This window comes from Zhihengliuella flava, assembly GCF_015751895.1.
Lineage (GTDB): Bacteria > Actinomycetota > Actinomycetes > Actinomycetales > Micrococcaceae > Zhihengliuella > Zhihengliuella flava.
Genome location: NZ_JADOTZ010000001.1, coordinates 2,109,136 through 2,130,696, shown reverse-complemented (window position 1 = coordinate 2,130,696; position 21,561 = coordinate 2,109,136). Strand labels below are relative to the sequence as shown.

The following is a 21,561-nucleotide window of genomic DNA, read 5'->3' as shown; positions in this document are numbered from 1 at the left end:
GCTGTGGATGAACTCCCCCTCTCCCACCCCGAGGCAGGAATCACGGCCCGCTCTGCCATCATCAACAGCCAAGGTCCACCCATAACGGCTAGCATCGGAAGCGTGAAAACTATCGGGAATCTGAGTGAAGCGTTCAAGGCCTACGACGTGCGTGGCCTAGTCGGCGAGCAACTGACGGCTGAGACGTCTGAGGCGGTCGGGGCCGCGTTCGTCGAGACGCTCGGCCTCGCCGGGCAGACCGTGCTGGTGGGTCATGACATGCGAGAGTCCTCGCCAGAATTCGCGGCGGCCTTCGCTCGCGGCGCGGCTGACCGCGGTGGGCGGGTCGAGCTACTGGGCCTCATTTCCACGGATGAGCTCTACTTCGCCTGCGGTGTCCGTAACGCTGCGGGGGTGGTCTTCACCGCGAGCCATAACCCAGCCGAGTACAACGGGATGAAAATGGCCCGGGCAGGCGCCGTGCCGATCTCTGCCGACACGGGGTTGTTCGAGATCCGCGATCTCGCGCTGCAGTACCTGGAGTCCTCCCTGCCGGAACCGGTCGACGGCGGAGGCGTGACCGAGGTCGACGTCTTGGCGGAATATGCGGCCTACCTGCGCTCACTCGTGGACCTGTCCGCGATTCGCCCGCTCAAGGTCGTCGTCGACGCCGGCAACGGTATGGGCGGAATGACCACGCCGGCTGTTCTGGGCCAGACGGTCCTGCCCGCGCTGCCGTTAACCATTGAGCCGCTGTACTTCGAACTAGACGGCACGTTCCCGAATCACCCGGCGAACCCGCTCGAGCCCGAGAACCTGCGGGACCTGCAGGCCGCCGTCGTCCGGCACGGGGCCGATGTGGGGCTGGCGTTCGACGGCGACGCGGACCGGTGCTTCGTCATCGACGAACGGGGCGAACCCGTCACCCCCTCGGCCATCACCGCACTCGTGGCCCGGCGCGAGATCGCCCGTGCGAAGGCTGCCGGCGAGTCCGAACCGGTCATCATTCACAACCTCATCACCTCCCGCGCGGTCCCGGAGCTCGTCACAGCCGAGGGCGGGCGCCCGGTAGTGACCCGTGTGGGGCACTCCTTCATCAAGGCCGTCATGGCCGCTGAAGGTGGCGTGTTCGGTGGCGAACACTCCGCGCACTACTACTTCCGTGACTTCTTCAACGCAGACACCGGAATGCTCGCCGCGATGCACGTCCTCGCGGCCCTTGGGGAGCAGGACCAGGCGCTGTCCGAGCTCGCCGAGGAGTTCGCCCCGTACGTCGCCTCGGGCGAGATCAATTCCCAGGTGCAGGACAAGGCTGCGGCCACGCAGGCCGTCGTCGACCTCTTCACAGCCGACGGGGCACAGCACGGCGACGTGAGAATCGACACCATGGACGGGACCACGATCAGTGCAATCGACGGCTCTTGGTGGTTCAACCTGCGCCCGTCCAACACCGAGCCCTTCCTGCGCTATAACGGCGAAGCCAGTGACCGTGACACGATGGAAGAGATCAAAGACCTCGTGCTCAACACCGTCAGGAGCGAATCATGAGCGAAAACCGTATTGCCGAACTCGGCACCGAGGCCCACGACGACCTCAACCGTCTGCTCGGCACCTCCCTGGGCATCGCCCGCGAGCAGTTGGAGGCGCACGGCGTGTTCCTGCCGTTCGCGGTGGGCCTGTCAACGGAGTCCAGCGATGAGGGCGAAATGCGTCTACTCGCCGTGCAGCCGCCCGAGGACACGGAGAACCCCGAGGCGGACATTGACGCCGACGTGATGATGAAGGACTTGACGGAGCTCTTGACGCAGCAGAAGGAGGACTTCAAGGCCGTGGCCATGATCTCCGACGTGACGCTGCTCGAGACCGGCGGGGACGCGATCCATGCCGCAGCCGAGCACAGCGCTGGTGGCGCCGTCGCCGTGGTGCAGGCCTACACGCCGCCGTCTCCGGAAGCCGATGAACCGGTGTGGACGTTCGACGAGCCGGCCACCGAGGCCAGCGAACTGAAGATCTGGGACTAACCGACGCCGTGGGGATCGGCTGGCGCCCACCGGCCGATCCCCACGTTGCCTCATCCCCATGAAACTCAACGCCTTCGGCGACGTGTGCTTACGCACCCTCATGCTGCTTGGTTCCCGGCCGGCTGAGCAGCGAACTAGTCGCGAAATTGCCGAGGCGATCGGCGTGCCCTATCACCACGTCACGAAGGCCGTCCTTGAACTTCGCCGCCGCGGAGCCGTCGACGTGGCCCGCGGACGTGCCGGTGGCGCGACCATCTCCCCGCGAGGTCTCCAGCTGAGCGTCGGCGAGCTGTTGCGCAGCCTCGATGAGCAGCTCGACGTCGTCGATTGCACCACAGGCGACACCCCGTGCCCTCTCTTGGCCGGGTGCCGGCTTCGCGTGGCCCTCCGACGGGCCCGCGAGGCGTTCTATGCTGAGCTAGACCCGCTCACGGTGCACGACCTGTCGGCGACCACCCCGGCACAAGCCGTGAACCTCTTGCCGCCCCAGGCCCCCACCGATAGCGCGCGCTAGCCGATTTGCCTCACACTTCTACGCGCTGTAGAAATGATTCATAAAACTTGCATACAAGGTGCAAGTAAAATGATGAAGTGAGAATCCATGCTTTCGGCAAAGTCCCGCCCGGTGATCGAAGCCACGCTGCCCGTCGTCGGGGAGCACCTCGAGGAGATCACGCGGACGTTCTACGCAGACCTCTTCGCGGCCCACCCGGAATTACTCGACGGCCTGTTTAGCCGCTCCAACCAGCGCAACGGGGCGCAGCAGCAAGCCCTCGCCGGATCGATCGCCGCATTCGCCACGCACCTGCTCGCCCATCCCGACAGTCTTCCGGAAGCCGTGCTCTCCCGCATTGCCCACAAGCACGCTTCCCTCGGCATCACGGAAGACCAGTATGAGGTGGTCTACCACTACCTCTTCGGGGCCATCGCACGGGTGCTCGGAGACGCCGTCACGGAGGAGGTCGCCGATGCCTGGACCGAGGTGTATTGGCTCATGGCCGATGCACTCATCAAAATCGAACGCGGCCTGACCGCACAGCAAGCCAATACTCAGCCGTGGTCACCTTGGATCCTGACCGCTAGGCGCCCCGCGGGGACTCGCGCCGTGACACTCCACTTCACTCCCGGGGACAGCACGCCACCGAGCGCGGCACTGCCGGGTCAGTACGTCTCGCTGCGCGTGCAGTTACCCGGGGACCTCCGCCAAGTGCGGCAGTACACCCTCTCTGATGCCGTCACCGAACCCAACGAACGCCGCATCACGGTCAAGCTCGACGACGCTGGCGAGGTCTCCGGCGTCCTCCACCATCACCTTGCCATCGGCGACGTCGTCGAACTGTCGAATCCGTACGGCGACCTCACACTGGACCCGGACCAGACATCGCCGCTCATATTGGCGACGGCCGGTATTGGCTGCACGCCAGCCGCGGCCGCGCTGAGCGCTCTGGCCGCGATCGGCAGCGAGCGCCGCGTCATCGTCCTCCACTCCGAGTCCCATCGGCATCATTGGGCGCTCGAGGAGCAAATGCGGGCGCACGTTGACGCGCTGCCGCACGCCGAGCTGCGCCTGTGGCTCGGAGACACAACCGGCTCGCCCGACGCCTCCGCCTCGCCCATGCGGTTCGATGACCTTGACCTGCCCGTCGACGCTCAGGCCTACCTGTGCGGTCCGCTTCCGTTCATGCGCGCGGCCCGCTCCCAACTGGTGGACGCTGGTGTTGCGGCACACCGCATCAGCTACGAGGTCTTCGGCCCAGACCTCTGGTTGACCAACTAGGGCGTCCTAGTGCTCGCCCTCGGCCGCCAACCGGGGGTGCAGCTGCCGCCGCTCCAGCCAACGCCGCAGCACGGCGTTGAACAGCACCGGCTCCTCGAGGTTCCATGCGTGGTGCACCCCGGGGACACGCGCCGCCTGCGCCGCGGGGAGCGCCTCCTGCAACCGTGCGACGCCGCGCTGAATGTGGGCGGGCTCTTTGGCGCCGGCCAGAACGAGGGTGTCTCCGCCGAACGCCGCGAGCTCGCCGGTGAGGACCTCCGCATAATTCTCCTGCGCTACGGCCGCCACCGTCTCCGCCGCGGCGGCGTCATTCACCAGCCCATCCACCGCACCGTAGGCGCCGGCCTGCACCCTCGCGAACCAGGTCCCGCCAGCACGATGGGCCCCGGGGAATCGACCTCGGGCCGCCGCTGCCCGGCGGGCCGCCACGCTGGGCCTCGGTACCGGCACCCCGGTGAGAACGACGGCGTCCAACAGCTCCGCGTGGTGCGCCATGACATGCAGCACCGCGAGCGCACCGAGGCCTAAACCCGCCACGTCAACCCGTCCCGCGTCGACCCGCTCGGCGATGAATGCCGCCAGGTCTTCGCCGGCACTGGCGAGGCCCTGCCATGATTCGCCGCGGCGGCTGCCGTAGCCGGGTAGGTTCGGCGTCAAGACGCGGTAATCTCCAAAGGCTTCGACCTGACGGTGCCAGGACCAGTTCGCGGCAGCTCCATCGTGCACGAGCACGAGGGTGCGCTGGGCTCCGCCGTCGGAACGCGGCCGTCGGGTGGCGTGGACCTCAGGGTAGTCATCCTGCGGTATGGCGGTGACGGGCTGGCTCATGGCAGGTTCCGTTCCACACGGCGCAGCCACTTCAGCTCCGCCTCAGTCCGGGCGATTTCCCGTTCCAGCGTGGCGGCCATGAGATAGGCGCGGCGATCGAACCCGCTGACGTCGCCGAGGTCCTCCCGCTGGCCCTCGTAGTGCTCCATGCGGTCCGTCACCTCTGAGCGGCGCGCCCGGAGCATGGCGTCCACCTGCTCCCGCTCCAGGTCGCCCGAGAAGAAGAGGCGCGCCAGGAACGGTTCTCGCACGGGTTCCGGGTCGAGTCCATCGCGGAGCCACTCGGCCAGCGCGCGGCGGCCGGCCGCGGTGATGTGGTGCTCTTGGCGGTCCGGATAATTTTCCTGCGGGACGATCTCCACGACGGCGAAACCGTCCTCCACCAGCTTGTTGAGCGTGCGGTAGATCTGCGCCTTGTCCGCGTTCCACACATGATTGATGCTGGAGTCAAAGTGCTTCTTGAGGTCGTACCCCGTCATGGGTGCGAGCGTCAGCAAGCCGAGGATGAGCCGCGCGAGAATCATGACCCCATGATGCCATCGACTAGGTGCGAAATCGCCTATCGACGCGCACCGATAAAGAGCAGTGAGCCCCGGAAATCACATCCGGGGCTCACCGCGTGGAGATTAGGCCGAGGTGCTGAAACGGTCCTTGAGCCCGGCAATCTCATCCTGAAGCGACTGCGGCAGCGCAGCGCCGAAGTTCGCGTACCACTTCTCGATGTCGGCGATCTCCGCCTTCCACTCCTCCGAGTCGACGGCGACGGCGGCAGCGACGTCGTCGGCCGTGTAATCCGCCAAGCCGGTCAGATCGAGCGCCTCAGGGGTGGGCACCTGCCCGATCGGCGTCTGCTGCGCCTGACCCTGCCCCTCGATTCGCTCGGTGACCCACTTGAGCACGCGACTGTTCTCGCCGAAGCCCGGCCAGGCGAACCCGCCGTCCGCGGTGCGGCGGAACCAGTTCACCAGGAAGATCTTCGGACGCCGCTCTTCAGAGAGCTGGCCGGAGATCTTGTCCCAGTGGTTGAGGTAGTCCCCGGCGTTGTACCCGATGAACGGCAGCATCGCCATGGGGTCGCGGCGCACGACGCCGACGGCACCCGCGGCGGCGGCCGTCGTCTCCGAGGACAGCGTGGAGCCCATGAACACACCGTTGGCCCAGCTGCGCGCCTCCGTCACCAACGGGATCGTCGTCTTGCGACGGCCGCCGAAGAGAATGGCGTGAATCTCCACGCCGCTGGGGCTGTAGTACTCATCGGAGAGCATGTCGATCTGGTCAATGGGCGTGCAGAACCGCGAGTTCGGGTGTGCGGCCGGGCGGCCCGACTCCGGCGTCCAGTCATTGCCCTGCCAGTCGGTGAGGTGCGCCGGCACCTCGTCGGTCATGCCCTCCCACCACACGCCGCCGTCGTCGGTGAGGGCGACGTTAGTGAAGATCGAATTGCCCTTGGCAATGGCACGCATGGCATTCGGGTTGGTAGACCAGCCGGTGCCCGGCGCGACGCCGAACAGCCCGTACTCGGGGTTCACGCCGCGCAGCTCGCCGTCCGGGCCGATGCGCATCCAGTTGATGTCATCGCCCAGGGTCTCGGCCTTCCAGCCTTCGATCGTCGGATCGAGCAGCGCCAAGTTCGTCTTGCCACAGGCAGACGGGAACGCGGCCGCGATGTTGTAGGCCTTGCCCTCGGGGCTGGTCAGGCGCAGGATCAGCATGTGCTCGGCCAGCCAGCCTTCGTCACGGGCGATGACGGAGGCGATGCGCAGGGCGTAGCACTTCTTACCCAGTAGCGCGTTGCCACCGTAGCCGGAGCCGTAGGACCAGATGGAGCGCTCCTCGGGGAAGTGCACAATCCACTTTTCCTCGTTGCACGGCCAGGGAACGTCTTCCTGCCCCGGCGCCAACGGCGCGCCAACAGAGTGCAGCGCGGGGACGAAGAACGCGTTCTCCGCCTCCATCTTCTGCAAGACATCGGTGCCGATCCGAGCCATAATGCGCATGGACGCCACGACGTAGGCGGAGTCAGTAATTTCCACACCGTACTGCGGCTGATCCGCATCGAGTGGCCCCATGACGAACGGGATGACGTACATGGTGCGCCCGGCCATCGCGCCGTCAAAACGCTCCGTCAGGATGCCCTTCATCTCCGCCGGGTCCATCCAGTTATTGGTGAAGCCGGCGTCCTTCTCCTCCTTCGAGCAAATGAAGGTCCGCTCTTCGACTCGGGCGACGTCGGCCGGGTCGGAGAACGCCGCGAAGGAGTTCGGGAAGGTCTCATCGTTGAGCTTGCGCAGCGTGCCCGTTTGGACCAGCTCGGCAGTGAGGCGGTCGTATTCGGCTTGGCTGCCATCGACCCAATAGACCTCAGCAGGCTTCGTCATCTCCGCGACCTCGGCGACCCAGGCGACGAGGTCTGCGTGAGACGTCGGCGCCGTGGACTGCACGTCGATTACCTGCTTGGTGGAGCTCTCGCTCATGTCCATATCCCTCCATTGGGCTGCTGCTGGTGACATCGATGCTAGATCCCCGCAATGGCCCACACATGTGATGGACTTCGCACACGCCCATGATTGAACGATTCATTCGCAGTGTTGCCCCCGGAATTCCGGGGTTTTCGCACGTCAGGTTGTGACGTAGATCACGTAGACCGGTCTATAGTAGGCTGGCGTCACAGCCTTCCGCACCCCACCCCGCCGCCAGGAGGAGCCACCGGATTTTGCACCCCCTCGGCGCGTGTGTATAGTTGAACAGGTCGAACGCACGGCGGGCGGCGAAGAAAATAAAATATGCGCCCTTAGCTCAGCTGGATAGAGCGTCTGTCTACGGAACAGAAGGTCAGGGGTTCGAATCCCTTAGGGCGCACTTTTGATAGACGGTCTCACCATGTGAGGCCGTCTATTTTTATGCCGCACAGGGGCCGCCCAACGCTGCTCCCGCGGACCGCAACCGGGAGCTAAGGCCGCGGAACCACAAACGTACTCACGCGCGCGTCTCGCCCGTCGAGCTCGGCCCAGGGTACCTCGAAGTCGAGAACGGTTAACCCTAGCGGCGGGTAGTCCATGGCCAGGTCCATCACCGCCGGTTCATCGGACTCCACCGACGCCAAACGCATGGCCACGTCCTGAACCGTTGGCAAGTGCCCGATCACCAACAGGGTCCGCACGCTTTCCGGTGTCTCATTGATCAGGGAGATCAGCTGCGCCGCGTTCGCCCCGTAGACTCGCGAGTCAACATACGGCGTCGGCCCAGCCTCCCCCAGCTCACTCGAGACCCAGGCACACGTCGAGCGCGTCCGCAGCGCATCGGAGGTGACGATGTAGTCCGGCACCACCGAGTGCTCCACCATCCAACGCCCGGCCAACGGGGCCGCTGCATCCCCGCTGGCGGCCAGCGGCCGCGAGTGGTCCTCCACGCCGAACGGAAAGTCCGCCTTGGCGTGCCGCAGCAGTAGCAGGCGCTTGATGTGGTGCTCACTCATTTCATCAACTGTAGCGCTCCCCGGCCCAGCCGCTCAGGGGACGACGACGGCCCGGCACCGAGGGGCTCTCGGTGCCGGGCCGTCGTCGCGCCCGATCCGCGGGTGGTGCCCGCGGTCAACTGCTGGGGGTTAGATCGAGTATTCGGGAGCCGCCCACACCACAACTTCCGGGTGCTCGTAGAAACGGTAGCCCTGTCCGCGGACGGTGCGGACCGTGTTGGCGAGACGGCCCAGCTTGGAGCGCAGGCGCCGGATGTGCACGTCGATGGTGCGCTCGTTGGGCGTCTCCTCGGCATTGCGCCACAGGTTACTCAGCAGCTCCTCGCGACCCACCGTGCGGGTCCCGTTTTCCACCAAGTAGTTCAACAGCTCGAACTCCTTGTAGGTGAGGTTGAGCGACTCCCCGTCGAGGTGCACCTCGCGGCGGGACAGATCGATGAGCACGCCGGAGGGACGCGGCGCAGCTTGCTGGGCGCGGGCGGCCTCGGTGCGCGGGCGGCGGGAGACGGTGGGATCCCCCAGCGCCTGACGGACGACGTCGATGTTGTCGCCCTGTGCGTCGGCCGGGGCGAGAGCGACGGCGGCGTGCGTCTTGGCTTCCGGCGCTAGAGTCTGCAGAAAGGCCCGCACCTGCGTGGCCAGCTTGCCGAGGGATGTACCCGCGGCCTGAGCCGCCGCCTCATCCATCCCGACATACAGCACAAAGCCGCGCGCTTCGGTATCCGTTTTGACCGCCTGCGGGCCGCGACCGGGCTGGTTCTGGGAAACCACCGGCGTCGGTGCAGTCATCGGCTGGCGCTCCTGCAGGCCAGGCACGGCCTGGAGCGGACGCTGGGCCGCCGGGGCTGCCGCGTATCCGGCGCCTGAGGCCACCTGACGCTGCGCTGCAGCAGCGCGGTTTTGGGCGTTACGAACGGAGATGTGGACGTATCCGGAAGTGACGGACATCTTTTTACCTCTTACTGTGCGAGAGCCGGTGCGTCGACCGGTTCAGATCCGCCACACGCCTTCCGCTGAAGCCGCCGGAATTTCTGTACCGCTCAACCATCACATTGCCCAGTGTGACGGGCGACAAACACGACTCGCAAGTAACAATCCATCCCGCTGTCCGCATTTTGAGACAAACGGCGCTGATTGTGAGCATAGTCACATCGGCCAGTTTTCTGCCATACCTCAGGGGCGGTGGTCGAATTGCTCACTGAACTTTCGTTCGGTTGTGAGATTTGGGCAACGATACCAATGGGCCTGCACCTTTATGAGGGCCTCTGAATATTTATACCCACAGGGTGCCAGTGTCACACTGCGAATACCTGCGGGAAAGGCTTGACGTGACACCTTTCCATCCGCCCAATTACCACCATCCTCTCACAGCTTCCACACAGGCCAGACCTAGATTTGCCTCACATTCTCGGTGCACAGTGGAGTCATGAGCGCCGAAAACTTCGCACCGCACCAGTTGCCTCGCCTGACCCATCCCGACGGCTCCCCCGTCCGTGCGCTGGTCGTCGACGACGAACCGTCGCTCGCAGAACTCGTGAGCATGGGCACCCGCATGATGGGGTGGGAGACCCGAATCGCCCATGACGGCCCGGACGCCGTCGCGGCAGCGCGCGACTTCACGCCGGACGTGCTGGTGTTGGATTGGATGCTCCCGGGCTTCGACGGCCCGGAAGTGCTGCAGAAGGTGCGTGCGTACCTGCCCGCCGTGCCGGTGCTGTTCCTGACCGCCAAGGACGCGACGGAGGACCGCATCGAGGGCCTGGCCTCAGGTGGTGACGACTACGTCACCAAGCCCTTCAGCCTGGAGGAAGTTCTCCTGCGCCTGCACCGGCTCGTGGAACGCTCCGGCGTGACAGCGGCGGACGCAGCCGAGTTGGTGGTGGGCGACCTCACCCTCGACCTCGATTTGCGCGAAGCCCGGCGGGGCGGCGAGAACATCAGCCTGACCGCCACCGAATTCGATCTGTTGCGCTTCCTCATGGAAAACGCCCGGCGCGTGATGAGCAAGGGGCAGATCTTGGCCAATGTTTGGGAGTACGACTTCGGTGGTCAGGCCAACATCGTGGAGCTCTATATCTCCTACCTCCGTAAGAAGATCGACGCGGGCCGGGACCCCATGATTCATACGGTTCGGGGCGCCGGCTACGTCTTGAAGCCCGCCGCATGAGCCTGCGCGCTCGCATGCTCATGGCGCTCGTCGCCATGCTCGCCCTCATCTGCCTGGTGATTGGGCTCATCACCCAAACCGTCATGCGCGCGCAGCTCTACGAACAGTTGGACACCGAACTCGACAACACCGTCCAACGCTCGCTCGACTTTCAGCAGGACCACCCGGCGCAGAACCCGCTGGCCGCCCCCGGCCAGGCCTCTGGCACGCTGAGCTTCCTGATCGTCGGCGAGCGCCTCGGGCTCGGCGGAGTCCTGGACTCGACCACGGGCAAGCAGCACACGGCCTCCCTGCTGTCCCAGGCCGATCAGGCGGCATTGCTCACGACGGGGCTGAGCCGCCAGCCACAGTCGCTCAACCTCACCATTGGTACGTACCGGGTCGCCGCCGCGCGCATCGACGATTCCGTCATCATCAGCGGGCTGCCGGAGGCCGGCACGCGGGCCACGTTGGACCGGCTGACCTTCACGATCATCTTCGTTTCCCTCACCGGCCTCGTCGCCACCGCGCTGATCGGCTCACTGATCATCCGGCGCTCGTTGCGCCCCCTAGAACGCGTCTCTGCCCTGGCCCGCCGCGTGGCGGGCCAGCAATTGGACACGGGGCGCGTCGACGTCGTCGAACGCGTGGCGGAGTACGACGCCGTCCCGGGCACCGAGGCGGGCAACGTGGGCCACGCACTCAACGCTCTGCTCGACAACGTGGATAGCGCGTTGGCCGCGCGCCAAGCGTCGGAGGAGAAGCTCCGCCGGTTCGTCGGCGACGCCTCCCACGAACTGCGCACACCACTGGCCTCCGTGCGCGGGTACTCGGAACTCATCAACGCCACCGAACACCTCAGCGCCGACGGGCAGCAGGCCATGCGCCGCGTCTTGGATCAGAGCCGGCGCATGGGCAAGCTGGTGGACGATCTGCTGCTACTGGCCCGGCTGGACAACGCCCAGTCGAGCCTCACACCGGATCGCCGCGACGGCGTCGTCGACCTCTCCCGGCTGGTGGTCGAGGAAGCTGCCGACTTCCGCGTTACCGCACCCAACCATCTCTGGGACCTCGATGTGCCGGCCGAGGCGATCGAAACCCGGGGCGACGCCGCGCAGCTGCGGCAAGTGGTGGCCAACCTGCTGTCCAACGCGCGCAAGCACACCCCGGAGGGCACGCACATCCACGTCCGGCTAGGACTAGAGCCTCAAGCCGTGGTGTTCTCCGTGACGGACACCGGGGACGGGATCGCTGAGGAATTCCAGCCCCACGTTTTCGAGCGGTTCACCCGCGCCGACGCTGCGCGGTCCGGGTCTGACGGCACCACCGGACTGGGGCTGCCGATCGTCAAGGCGATCGTCGAGGCGCACGGCGGATCGATCGAGCTCGAGAGCCAGCCGCGCACTGACGACTCCGCGGGGCGCACCACCTTTACGGTCCGCCTGCCGCGCTCCGCTGACCGCGGCTAGGGAGTGACCACGGGGCCCGGGGTCGGCTGCAGCCGCGCTCCGGCCGACCCTACTGGGCTAGGCCGTACAGGCGGTCGCCGGCGTCGCCCAGACCGGGAACGATGTAGGCGTTCTCGTCCAGCTTCTCGTCAAGGGAAGCCAGCACCAATCGCACCCGGTCGTCACCGCCGTGGGCCTGCTCCAAGCGCTCGATGCCCTCCGGTGCGGCGATCAGGCAGATGCAGGTCACGGACTCTGCGCCGCGGGCGAAGAGGAACTTGATGGCTTCCACGAGCGTGCCGCCGGTGGCGAGCATGGGATCCAGGACAAACACCTGGCGCCCCGTCAGGTCATCGGGCAACCGCTCGGCATAGGTAACGATGTTGAGGGTTTCCTCGTCGCGAGCCATGCCGAGGAAACCCACCTCCGCGGTGGGAACCAGCCGCGTCATCCCTTCCAACATGCCGAGGCCGGCGCGCAGGATCGGGACGACGAGCGGGGTCGGCTTAGCGAATTCGATCCCGGTCGTGGTGGCGACGGGCGTCTCCACCTCCACCTCGACCGTCTTGACCTCTCCGGTGGCCTCGTAGGCCAGCAGGGTCACCAGCTCATCGGTCAGCTGACGGAACACCGGCGATGAGGTGTCCTTGTCACGCAGGACGGAAACTTTATGGGCGACCAGCGGATGGTCCACAACCTGTACTCGCATAACCCCAAAACTACCAGCTGCACGGCCGCAAACTCCCGTGAATCCCCTAGGATTTAGGCGTGATCTCCCGCTCTGCCACCCACGCCCAGTGGATGGGACTTGCCCTCGACGAGGCCAGGGCCGCCCTTAGCACGGCGGACGTGCCGATCGGCGCCGTCGTTCTCCGACCAGACGGCACGGTACTGGCCACCGGGCGCAATCGGCGCGAAGCGGACGGGGACCCCACGGCTCACGCGGAAGTCGAGGCCCTGCGCGCCGCGGCGGCGACGCTACGCGGCACCGCCAACGACGACGGCTGGCGGCTGTCCGACTGCACGCTGGTGGTCACGCTGGAACCGTGTGCGATGTGCGCGGGAGCCATCGTGCTGGCCCGCATTCCGCGGGTGGTGTTCGGCGCGTGGGATGACAAGGCGGGCGCCGCTGGCTCGGTGTTCGACGTGCTGCGGGAACCGCGGCTGAACCACTGTGTGGAGGTGGACGCCGGGGTGCGGGAAGCCGAATGCTCCGAGCTGCTGCGAGACTTCTTCGCCGAGCGGCGATGATGCGCCGCCCCGGTTCCGATTTGAGCGGCGCGCGCAGGCTCCGGTAGAGTAATCCAGTCTGCTGCGCCGCCACACTGTGCGTGCGCATCCTCAGACGAGGTGACGTGTCCGAGCGGCCGAAGGTGCAACACTCGAAATGTTGTGTACGGTAACCCCGTACCGTGGGTTCAAATCCCACCGTCACCGCCAGTAAAACCCCGTAGATCGTTAGATCTGCGGGGTTTTTCTCGATCTCCAACACGAGCCACTTACGCGTCATCCGGTCTCAGCGGACTTCGCCCACGCCCTGGCTGCCTCGTGACGCCCTCTTCACAACGCCACTTCCGAAAATCTTCCACGATAGATTCGTCGCAGATCAATCATGACCACCGAAATTCGTTCATAACCCTCGACGTGTTCATGGAAGATTCTCGCGAATCGGTAATATCTGTACTGTTTCGGCGAATTTCCACCCTTTGCCGCTATTCTCGCCGTCATGAGACAGCTAAATCGAAGACGAAAAGTTGGGGGCTTCTTCGTAGCATTCGCTGTTGCATCAAGCCCCCTCTTGCCCATCACCGCCGCGCAGGCCGGAACGGCCTCTGCTGATGACGTGCTCGCCGACGTCGTCGTTCAATCAGAAAATAATGCCAGTTCGTATGATCGCGATCTGTTTGCACATTGGTCCGACATTGATGGAGACGGGTGTGACACCCGCGCGGAAGTCCTCATGCGCGACACACGTGTTCCAGTGACTTACACCAGCACGAACGGCTGCACAGTCAGCACCGGTGACTGGCTCTCAATGTACGATGGCCACCCATGGACGGCAGCGAGCGATGTCGACATTGATCACTTGGTCCCGCTCGCTGAGGCTTGGGAATCGGGAGCGAGCTCGTGGACCGCTGCCCAGCGCGAAGCCTACGCTAATGACCTGACCTTCGCCGGCGCCCTCGTGGTCATGACCGATAATCTCAATCAATCCAAAGGCGCTCGGGACGCTGCGGAATGGCTTCCCCCGCAGGAGCAGTGTACTTATCTCAGCGACTGGCTCGTGACCAAGTGGCGCTGGAACCTGACGATGGATCCAGTCGAAGCGCAAGTGCTCGAGAATAAGCTTGTCACCGACTGCGGCAATCCGTCCTTGGCCTTGCCATCACAGGCAGGAACGTCATCACCCATCGTTCCCGCGTCGAATCCAACGACACCCACCTATCAGCAACTGTTCTCCGACGTGCCGGCGTCGCACAACTTCTTCGCTTCCGTTGGCTGGCTAGCGGCGAGTGGCGTCACGGGAGGATTTGGCGATGGAACGTTCCGTCCCAACGCACCCGTGACTCGAGGCCAGTTCGCCGCATTTTTATTCCGGTACTCCAACCCCGGTGAGCGCGGACCTGCCTGTACTCGTCAGTGGTTCTCCGACGTACCGAAATCGAGCTCTTTTTGCGGCTACATCACCTGGCTGGCGGGTACTGGAATCAGCGCAGGGTATGCCGACGGCACTTTCCGCAGCTCCGCACCAATTTCCCGTGGCGAGATTGCCGCTATGCTCCAGCGCTATCGCGCCACGGCAGCCCCCGCACGCGCCACGTGCGACTCGCGGCGCTTTACCGACGTGCGCGTCGCTTTCTGCGGTTCCATCACGTGGCTCGCGGACACCAACATTACCGGTGGGTATGGAGATGGAAGTTTCCGTCCCAACCTCTCCGTGAATCGTGGCCAATTCGCTGCATTCCTCGACCGGTACAACCGAATTTTTGAACCCTCGAACCCGCCGATTGTCGTCTCCCCGCCCCCGGAACCAAAACCAACACCAACACCAAAACCGACTCCCCCACCCAAACCCACGAAGCCGTCGAACCCGGGCAATAGCAAGAACTGCTCAGACTTTTCGACGTGGTCCTCGGCACAGTCTTGGTTCAATAAGTACTACCCGTACTACGGAGACGTAGCAGGACTAGACCGAGACGGTGATCGAATCGCCTGCGAGACACTCCCCGGCGCCCCATAAGGCGCTGCGGACCGCCAGCGCCTCCGCTTCAACACGCATGGGAAAGGCCAGCTGCTGAAGCACCAATTAGAAAGGCCCCGCGTTCCATCACTGGGACGCGGGGCCTTGACGCGCGCGGTTTACCCTTTGGCGGAACCGGCGAGGAGACCACGGACAAAGTACCGCTGCAGGGAGAAGAACACGATCAGCGGGACGATGAGCGAGACGAACGCGCCCGCGGTGAGGCGGGCCCAGTTTTGACCGCGGGATCCGGCCAACTCCGCCAGACGTTGCGTCAGCGGTGCCGTCTCCGCGGTGCCGGAGGAGAACACCAACGCCACCAACAGGTCATTCCAGACCCACAAGAACTGGAAGATCGCCACCGACGCGATGGCCGGCATGGCCAACGGAAGGACGATCTTCAGGAAGATCTGCCCGTGCCCGGCTCCATCAACCCGTGCCGCTTCGATCACATCCGACGGAATCTCCGCGATGAAGTTGTGCAGCAAGAAGATCGCCAGCGGCAACGCGAAGATGGTGTGGGCAATCCACACCGGTAGGTACTGCTGGTCCGGAACAAACGGCAGGACGTCACTAATGCCGCCCATCAACGGGTGCAGGAACGTCACGGTCAGCTGCAGGAGCGGAATCAACGCCAACTGCAACGGCACAATCTGCAGGGCAAACACCAAGACAAACAGGGTCGACGAGCCCTTGAACTTGATCCACGCAAACGCGTAAGCCGCCATCGAGGCGAGCACCAGCGGGAACAACGTGGCTGGGATGGCAATGAAGAGCGAATTAATGAAGTACTCGCCGAGCTGCGGTGCGGAAGAGGAACCCGAGAGCAGGACTTCTTGATAGTTCCCCAGCGTGAATCCCGGATGCTCGAAGATGGTCCACCAGCCGGTGGTCTCAATGAGGTCCGGTTCGCGGAAGGAGGAGACGAAGAGGCCGAACGTCGGAATGGTCCACAGCACGGCAATCACCAGCGCCGCCGCCGAGGCGAGTCGGGTGGTGAGGGTGGATTTCACGCGTCCCGACTTCAGCTCCAGGCGCTGCCGCCGCGAGACCCGCCCGCGGGTTTCGGTGGTGTGGCTCATCTGATTTCCTTCTGCTTGATCAGCACGCGCACGTTGTAGACCACGATCGGCGTCACCATGACGAAGAGGATCAGGGCCAACGCGGCGCCGCGGCCCGGCTCACCGGAACGAAACGCCTGCGTGTACATCTCATTGGCCACCACCGACGTCTCAAAGTTGCCCGCGGTCATGGTGCGGACGATGTCGAAAATCTTCAGGGTGGCGATGGTGATGGTGGTGATCACGACGACGAGCGAGGACCGGATCCCCGGAATCGTGACGTTCACGAAGCGCTGCCAAGGGCTGGCGCCGTCGAGCATCGCCGCCTCGTGCTGCTCCGCCGGCACACCCTTGATGGAGGCGGAGAGGACCGTCATGGCAAAGCCGGTTTGAATCCAGATCATCACCACGATCAGCGCGAACGTGTTCCACGGCGTGTTTTGCAGAATCTGCTGCGGTTCCCCACCGAAGGTGACAATCAGCTGGTTGATCAGTCCGTATTGCTCATAATTTTCCGAGCGGTAGGCGTACATGAACCGCCAGATGATGCCGGCGCCGACGAACGAGATGGCCATCGGCATGAAGACCAGCATCTTGTAGAACTTCTCGCCGCGTGACTTATCGATAAACACCGCGTAGATCAGTCCGATGGCCGTAGAGACGGTGGGCACGAAGATCACCCACAGCACCGTGTTCCACAGGGTGATCAACGCTTCCTCTTGGGTGAACATCCAGACAAAGTTGTCCATCCCGTTGAATTCGCCCGCACGGTCCGTGAAGGCCATGAAGCTCGTGCGGATGGCCGGGTAGATCAGGCCGATGGCCAGCAGGGCCAGTGCGGGCCCCAAGAACAGGACGAGTTGCAGCGTATTCCGCTTTTCCCCGCGTCCGGTGCGATCCAGCACTACCATGATGACCGCGACGACGGCGGCGAACACCAGCAATCCGGTAGCGAACTGCAGGATCTTGCCCAACAGGTCGAGTGATGTCATTTTCTACTCCGAGGTCCGGGCCGCGCGGTACGCCGCGATCACCGCGGCAAACCGGGTGAACGACGACGCACAGTGCGGCTCGGGCGGGGCCAGTGGCCTAGCCCCGCCCGCCGAGAGTGAATCCGTTAATTCCAGCTGGATTCGACCTCGCCAAGGACCTTCTCTGAGTCCTCGCCGGAAATCCAATCCACCATCGCTTTCCAGAACGTCCCGGCGCCCACGGCACCCGGCATCAAGTCGGACCCGTCGAAGCGGAACGTCGTCTCCGGATCCTGCAGGGTGCCGATTGCATCGACGAGCAGCTGGCCCGAGCTCTCGGCGTTGGCCGGATCCACGCCATTGTTGGCGCTGATCACACCGCCGAGGGAAACGCGGAGGTTGGCCCACTCCGAGGAGGAGAGGAAGGTCTGGACGGCGGTGATGGCCTCCGACTCGTTGAACGCGCCGACCAGTTCGCCACCGCCTGTCACAGCATTGGCGCCCTCGTCAACACCGGGGGTGATGAAAGCGTAGACGTCTCCGTCTTCAGCGATTTCCGTCTCCTCCGGCCAGAAGCCAGCGTAGAAGGACGCCTGGTGGTGCATGGCGCACTCACCGTCGAGGACCGGCATGCCTGCGTCCCCGAAATCGGTCCCCGTGATGGTGGAGACATCGCCCCAGCCACCATTGACGTACTCGTCGTTCTTGATCAGGTCCCCCACCCGGCCTAGGGCTTCGACGATCTGCGGATCGTCGAACGGAATCTCGTGATTGATCCACTGGTCATAGACCTCGGGACCGTGCAGGCGCAACACGTAATCCTCCACCCAGTCGGTACCTGGCCAGCCCGTGGCCTCACCGGAGCCGAAACCCACGCACCAGGGCATGAAGCCGTCGGAGGCGATTTGGGCCGTCAGATCATCCATCTCGTCAAGCGTCGCGGGTACTTCGTAGCCGTTGTCAGTAAAAAAGGACGGCTGGTACCAGACATAGCCCTTGATGTTGGCCATCAACGGCGCCGCGTAGAACTCGCCATCCACGGTGCCATAGCCCTTCCAGTCTTCGGACCAGTACTCGTCAACGTTGGCCTCGACCTCCTCGGGCGCCGGGAGCAGGTGTCCCTGCTCCACCATGGACGCCAACAACCCGGGCTGCGGGAAAAACGCGAGGTCAGGCGCGTTGCCGCCTTGGGCACGCACGTTGATCTGCGTTTCAAACTCGCTCGAGCCCTCATAGGCGATGTCTATTCCGGTGCAGGCTTCGAAATCGGCCCACGATTCGTTGAGGCGGTCGGCCTCCACGTCGAGGATGGTCGCGTAAATCGACACCTCCTCGCCCTCGAACGTGCCGTACTGCTCGTACGCGGCACAATCGACGTCTTCCCCGGCCTGCGGGTCCATGTCCCCCACGCATCCGGTCAACGCCAACGCGCCGACCCCAGCCATTGACAGGGTCGTCGCCAGACGACGCTTTCCATTCTTCACGGGTGCTCCTCTTCTCAAGTGCTGGTTGGGGAGAACCTCTTCGGTGAGAGTCCTCCCTCGACCTCGGCGGGAGCGCTGCCACGGCCCCGCTTCCAGCTAAAAGTAATCCAGATCACACCGACTGCCAACACGTGGGCGGCACATTGAGACAACTTTGCAACCCGCGAGGTTTCGCGCGGTCGACGCGCCTCACGCGCTCTCACCAAACGAGCACCGATTAGCGCCGCATCAGCACCACGGGGCGACGCGGGGGCGATTTTTTCTTGACACGTGGCATAACTCACGAGTAACTTAAGCGACTTGTTCGGCGCGGCCGCCGGCCGTTGTGCACCGAGCACGCCTTGGACGTAGAACGCTCGAGCCGGAGATCACTCCCCTCACGCCGCGCCCGGACCGCCCTGTTCCCAATATGAGGAGGCACCGTGGACGCTCCACGGCCTACCAATACGCCCGTCAATTCAGACGACACCACCTATCCGCACGACACGCACCCGGGGCTGGTTCCGGGCATCGCTGTTGACGAGCAGCGGGTACGCTACGGCACCGACAAGGTGGTGTTTGGCGTCGCTGCCGTGTTGATCGTCGGCTTCATCATCTGGGGCGTGACCGCCACGGAAAACCTCACCACCGTTTCCGGCATCGCCCTCTCGTGGGTCGTGACCAACACCGGGTGGCTGTTCAACGTTCTCGTCGCCGTCGTTCTTGCGTTCCTCATCTACCTGGGACTGAGCCGCTACGGCAAGATCCCGCTCGGCCGGGATGGGGAACAACCAGAATTCAAGACGTTCTCGTGGATCGCCATGATGTTCTCCGCGGGCGTCGGCATCGGCATCTTCTTCTTCGGCCCGTACGAGCCGCTGTACTACATGATGTACCCCGCTCCGGGGGCTGCGGACCCTGACACGGTCGAAGCTATGCACAAGGCCATGGCGCAAACCCTGTATCACTGGGGCTTCCACGCGTGGGCCATCTACTCCCTCGTCGGCGCCGCCGTCGCCTATGGCGCCTACCGCCGTGGCCGCGTTCCGCTGATGAGCTCCATCTTCACCCCCATCTTCGGTAAGGACCGCGTCAACGGGTGGCAGGGCAAGACGATCGACATGCTGGCCATCATCGCCACGCTCTTCGGTACGGCGGCCTCCCTCGGCATTGGCGCACTGCAGATTGGCCGCGGAGTCGAGATCGTCTCCGGCATCGGCGAGGTGGGCAATGGCCTACTCATTGGCATCATCGCGGTCCTCACCATCGCGTTCATCCTGTCCGCCGTCTCTGGCATCGGGCGCGGCATTCGTTGGCTCTCCAACATCAACATGACGGCGGCGCTGGCACTGGCCGTCTTCCTCTTCATCGCTGGCCCCACGCTATTCCTGCTCAATTTCCTGCCGTCGGCAACCTTTGAGTACTTCCGCGATTTCTTCACGATGATGACCCTCAGCGGCTCGTGGGGCGAGGAGGCCGCCGCCTTCTCCGAGGCGTGGACGGTCTTCTACTGGGCTTGGTGGGCCTCGTGGGCTCCGTTCGTCGGGATCTTCCTGGCTCGCATTTCTCGCGGCCGCACCCTCAAGGAGTACATCTTCGCCACGCTCGGCGTTCCGTTCCTGGTGGCCATCATCGCGTTCGGCATCTTCGGCGGCACCACCATGTGGTTGCGGGCCAACGGCAATGCGAACATCACGGCGGACCTTTCCCCGCAGGATCTCCTCTTCGAGGTGCTGCACGCCCTGCCCATGGACTGGCTCACGCCGCTCGTGGCCATGTTCTGCATCTCCGTCTTCTTCATCACCTCGGCGGACTCCGCTTCCCTGGTGATGGGCACCCTGTCCCAGCGCGGCAATCCGACGCCGGACAAGAAGGTCACGGTGTTCTGGGGCGTGGCCATGATGGGTATCGCCGTCGTCATGCTGCTGATCGGCGGTAACGAGGCCCTCTCCGGCCTGCAGAACCTCATCATCGTCTCCGCACTGCCATTCTCGGTGATCTTGCTGATCATGCTCTTCGCCTTCTATAAGGACCTGCGCACGGATCCGGCCGTCATCCGCACCCAGTACGCGCAGGTGGCGCTGGAGAACGCCGTGAAGACCGGTATCGACGAACACGGCGACGACTTCGCCCTCTCCGTGGAGAAGACACCGGAAGGCGAAGGCGCCGGCGCCGAGTTCGACTCCGAGGCGGACGAAGTCACGGAGTGGTACCAGCGGTACGACGAGGACGGCAATCCGGTGGGCTACGACTACGAGTCCGGCGAGTACGAGGACGGTTGGACCCCGGAAACGGGAGCCATCCGCGCCGTGGACCCGTCCGATGCGAGCGCGGCTCCGAAGTCGCCGATCGACACGGACCGGGATGAGGACTCGCAACCCGTCCGCTGACGCGCCACACACGACGCCGTCGTTCGCCTTGTCCTGAGCGCGAGCGACGGCGTCGTCGTGCGAGGTGACGGGACCGGCACCCATCGTGTGGGCCCGCAATGGCAGACTGGAAGGTGGGCACGCAAGGTGAGGAGGCACAGGTGGCGCTACGGATTCTAGCGATCGGCAAGAAGCACGAATCGTGGGTGGCCGAGGGGATTGAGCGTTACGGCAAGCGCATGAAAAAGCCGTACGACGTCGCGTGGCAGCTGCTGCCGCACTCAGCCCGCCAAGAGGAGGCCGCCCGCGCGGAGGAGTCAGAACGGCTGCTCGCGAAGATTTCCCCGCAGGACTACGTGGTCCTCTTGGACGAACGCGGTCACAACATCGACTCACCGGCGCTCGCAGCCCGGCTGCAGAGCCAGTTTGATGCGGCGCGCAACGTCACCGTGATCATCGGCGGCGCCTACGGAGTGGACGATTCGGTGCACCGACGCGCGGATTTTGTGTGGAGCCTGTCCAAGCTCGTCTTCCCGCACCAGCTGGTGCGCCTGATCCTCGCGGAACAGCTCTACCGCGCGCAGGAGATCGCCGGCGGCCGGCCGTACCACCACTCCTGAGCAGGTTCCGAACGCTTCGGGTAGGTTGTGACTAGGACATCTGGAGGAGAACGATGAAGATTCGCCAGCTCGTCACCCTCACGGCTTCTGCTGCCGTGCTCCCGCTGATTGCGTGCGCCGCCACCGAGGTTCAGTTAGTTGAGGTGGGGCCATTCACGCTTC

At 64.5% G+C, this 21,561-nt stretch carries 19 protein-coding genes and 2 tRNA genes; 12 read left to right on the top strand and 9 right to left on the bottom strand.

The genetic code is table 11. The features are described from left to right. Positions 1-102 precede the first annotated feature (102 nt). From IW252_RS09850 to IW252_RS09835, 4 genes are all read left to right on the top strand, one after another. Positions 103-1,527, top strand: a complete 1,425-nt coding sequence (locus IW252_RS09850) for a phosphomannomutase/phosphoglucomutase (RefSeq protein ID WP_196837286.1) — start codon at positions 103-105, stop codon at positions 1,525-1,527. Beyond that, positions 1,524-2,000, top strand: a complete 477-nt coding sequence (locus IW252_RS09845; RefSeq protein ID WP_196836395.1) for a hypothetical protein — start codon at positions 1,524-1,526, stop codon at positions 1,998-2,000. The genes IW252_RS09850 and IW252_RS09845 overlap by 4 nt, the downstream gene beginning before the upstream one ends. A gap of 58 nt (positions 2,001-2,058) precedes the next feature. Beyond that, positions 2,059-2,514: an RrF2 family transcriptional regulator gene (locus IW252_RS09840; RefSeq protein ID WP_196836394.1), complete on the top strand. Its 456-nt coding sequence runs from the start codon at positions 2,059-2,061 to the stop codon at positions 2,512-2,514. 87 nt (positions 2,515-2,601) lie between these two features. Next, positions 2,602-3,777, top strand: a complete 1,176-nt coding sequence (locus IW252_RS09835) for a globin domain-containing protein (RefSeq protein WP_196836393.1) — start codon at positions 2,602-2,604, stop codon at positions 3,775-3,777. A gap of 6 nt (positions 3,778-3,783) precedes the next feature. Here the strand turns inward: IW252_RS09835 and IW252_RS09830 are convergent, their stop codons facing one another. The 3 genes from IW252_RS09830 to IW252_RS09820 all read right to left on the bottom strand — a co-directional run bounded on the left by IW252_RS09830 (position 3,784) and on the right by IW252_RS09820 (position 7,079). Continuing rightward, positions 3,784-4,605, bottom strand: coding sequence for an alpha/beta fold hydrolase (locus IW252_RS09830; RefSeq protein WP_196836392.1), 822 nt, complete (start codon positions 4,603-4,605; stop codon positions 3,784-3,786). After that, a complete protein-coding gene (locus IW252_RS09825) occupies positions 4,602-5,129 on the bottom strand; it encodes a PadR family transcriptional regulator (protein WP_196836391.1) in 528 nt (175 codons plus the stop codon). The genes IW252_RS09830 and IW252_RS09825 overlap by 4 nt, the downstream gene beginning before the upstream one ends. Before the next feature lie 102 nt (positions 5,130-5,231). Continuing rightward, a complete protein-coding gene (locus tag IW252_RS09820) occupies positions 5,232-7,079 on the bottom strand; it encodes a phosphoenolpyruvate carboxykinase (GTP) (RefSeq protein ID WP_196836390.1) in 1,848 nt (615 codons plus the stop codon). A gap of 311 nt (positions 7,080-7,390) precedes the next feature. Between IW252_RS09820 and IW252_RS09815 the strand changes: the two genes are divergently transcribed. Beyond that, positions 7,391-7,464: transfer RNA gene (locus IW252_RS09815), tRNA-Arg, on the top strand. Between the two features lie 91 nt (positions 7,465-7,555). Here IW252_RS09815 and IW252_RS09810 read toward each other — a convergent pair. Further along, positions 7,556-8,080: a SixA phosphatase family protein gene (locus IW252_RS09810; protein WP_196836389.1), complete on the bottom strand. Its 525-nt coding sequence runs from the start codon at positions 8,078-8,080 to the stop codon at positions 7,556-7,558. Positions 8,081-8,209: 129 nt separating this feature from the next. Then, on the bottom strand, positions 8,210-9,028 hold the full coding sequence (locus tag IW252_RS09805) for a winged helix-turn-helix domain-containing protein (protein ID WP_196836388.1): 819 nt from the start codon (positions 9,026-9,028) through the stop codon (positions 8,210-8,212). Between the two features lie 478 nt (positions 9,029-9,506). Here IW252_RS09805 and IW252_RS09800 point away from each other — a divergent pair, with 478 nt between their 5' ends. Together IW252_RS09800 and IW252_RS09795 are read left to right on the top strand one after the other, a co-directional pair. Further along, a complete protein-coding gene (locus IW252_RS09800; RefSeq protein WP_196836387.1) occupies positions 9,507-10,247 on the top strand; it encodes a response regulator transcription factor in 741 nt (246 codons plus the stop codon). Further along, positions 10,244-11,695, top strand: a complete 1,452-nt coding sequence (locus tag IW252_RS09795) for a sensor histidine kinase (RefSeq protein ID WP_196836386.1) — start codon at positions 10,244-10,246, stop codon at positions 11,693-11,695. Before IW252_RS09800 ends, IW252_RS09795 begins: the two co-directional genes overlap by 4 nt. A 49-nt stretch (positions 11,696-11,744) precedes the next feature. On the opposite strand, the gene upp is transcribed toward IW252_RS09795, so the two are convergent. Beyond that, complete coding sequence (upp, locus tag IW252_RS09790) at positions 11,745-12,383, bottom strand: uracil phosphoribosyltransferase (protein ID WP_196836385.1); 639 nt, start codon at positions 12,381-12,383, stop codon at positions 11,745-11,747. A 59-nt stretch (positions 12,384-12,442) separates the two neighbouring features. On the opposite strand from upp, the gene tadA reads away from it, so the two are divergent. From tadA to IW252_RS09775, 3 genes are all read left to right on the top strand, one after another. Beyond that, positions 12,443-12,925, top strand: a complete 483-nt coding sequence (gene tadA, locus IW252_RS09785) for a tRNA adenosine(34) deaminase TadA (RefSeq protein WP_331271508.1) — start codon at positions 12,443-12,445, stop codon at positions 12,923-12,925. Between the two features lie 98 nt (positions 12,926-13,023). Further along, positions 13,024-13,114, top strand: a tRNA-Ser gene (locus IW252_RS09780). A gap of 286 nt (positions 13,115-13,400) precedes the next feature. After that, positions 13,401-14,915 (top strand): S-layer homology domain-containing protein, encoded by a 1,515-nt coding sequence (locus tag IW252_RS09775; protein WP_196836384.1) that lies wholly within the window; start codon positions 13,401-13,403, stop codon positions 14,913-14,915. A gap of 119 nt (positions 14,916-15,034) precedes the next feature. Here IW252_RS09775 and IW252_RS09770 read toward each other — a convergent pair whose 3' ends face one another. The 3 genes from IW252_RS09770 to IW252_RS09760 form a co-directional block, all read right to left on the bottom strand. Then, complete coding sequence (locus tag IW252_RS09770) at positions 15,035-15,997, bottom strand: carbohydrate ABC transporter permease (protein ID WP_196836383.1); 963 nt, start codon at positions 15,995-15,997, stop codon at positions 15,035-15,037. Beyond that, the gene (locus IW252_RS09765) at positions 15,994-16,968 is read right to left on the bottom strand and encodes a carbohydrate ABC transporter permease (protein WP_196836382.1); all 975 of its coding nucleotides are present in this window, start codon (positions 16,966-16,968) and stop codon (positions 15,994-15,996) included. Before IW252_RS09765 ends, IW252_RS09770 begins: the two co-directional genes overlap by 4 nt. A 125-nt stretch (positions 16,969-17,093) precedes the next feature. Beyond that, positions 17,094-18,392 carry an ABC transporter substrate-binding protein gene (locus IW252_RS09760; RefSeq protein WP_196837222.1) on the bottom strand — a complete coding sequence of 433 codons (1,299 nt, stop codon included), beginning with the start codon at positions 18,390-18,392 and terminating at the stop codon, positions 17,094-17,096. Between the two features lie 461 nt (positions 18,393-18,853). Here IW252_RS09760 and IW252_RS09755 point away from each other — a divergent pair, with 461 nt between their 5' ends. Continuing rightward, a complete protein-coding gene (locus IW252_RS09755) occupies positions 18,854-20,800 on the top strand; it encodes a BCCT family transporter (protein WP_196836381.1) in 1,947 nt (648 codons plus the stop codon). 140 nt (positions 20,801-20,940) lie between these two features. Next, a complete protein-coding gene (rlmH, locus tag IW252_RS09750; RefSeq protein WP_196836380.1) occupies positions 20,941-21,399 on the top strand; it encodes a 23S rRNA (pseudouridine(1915)-N(3))-methyltransferase RlmH in 459 nt (152 codons plus the stop codon). Positions 21,400-21,561 lie beyond the last annotated feature (162 nt).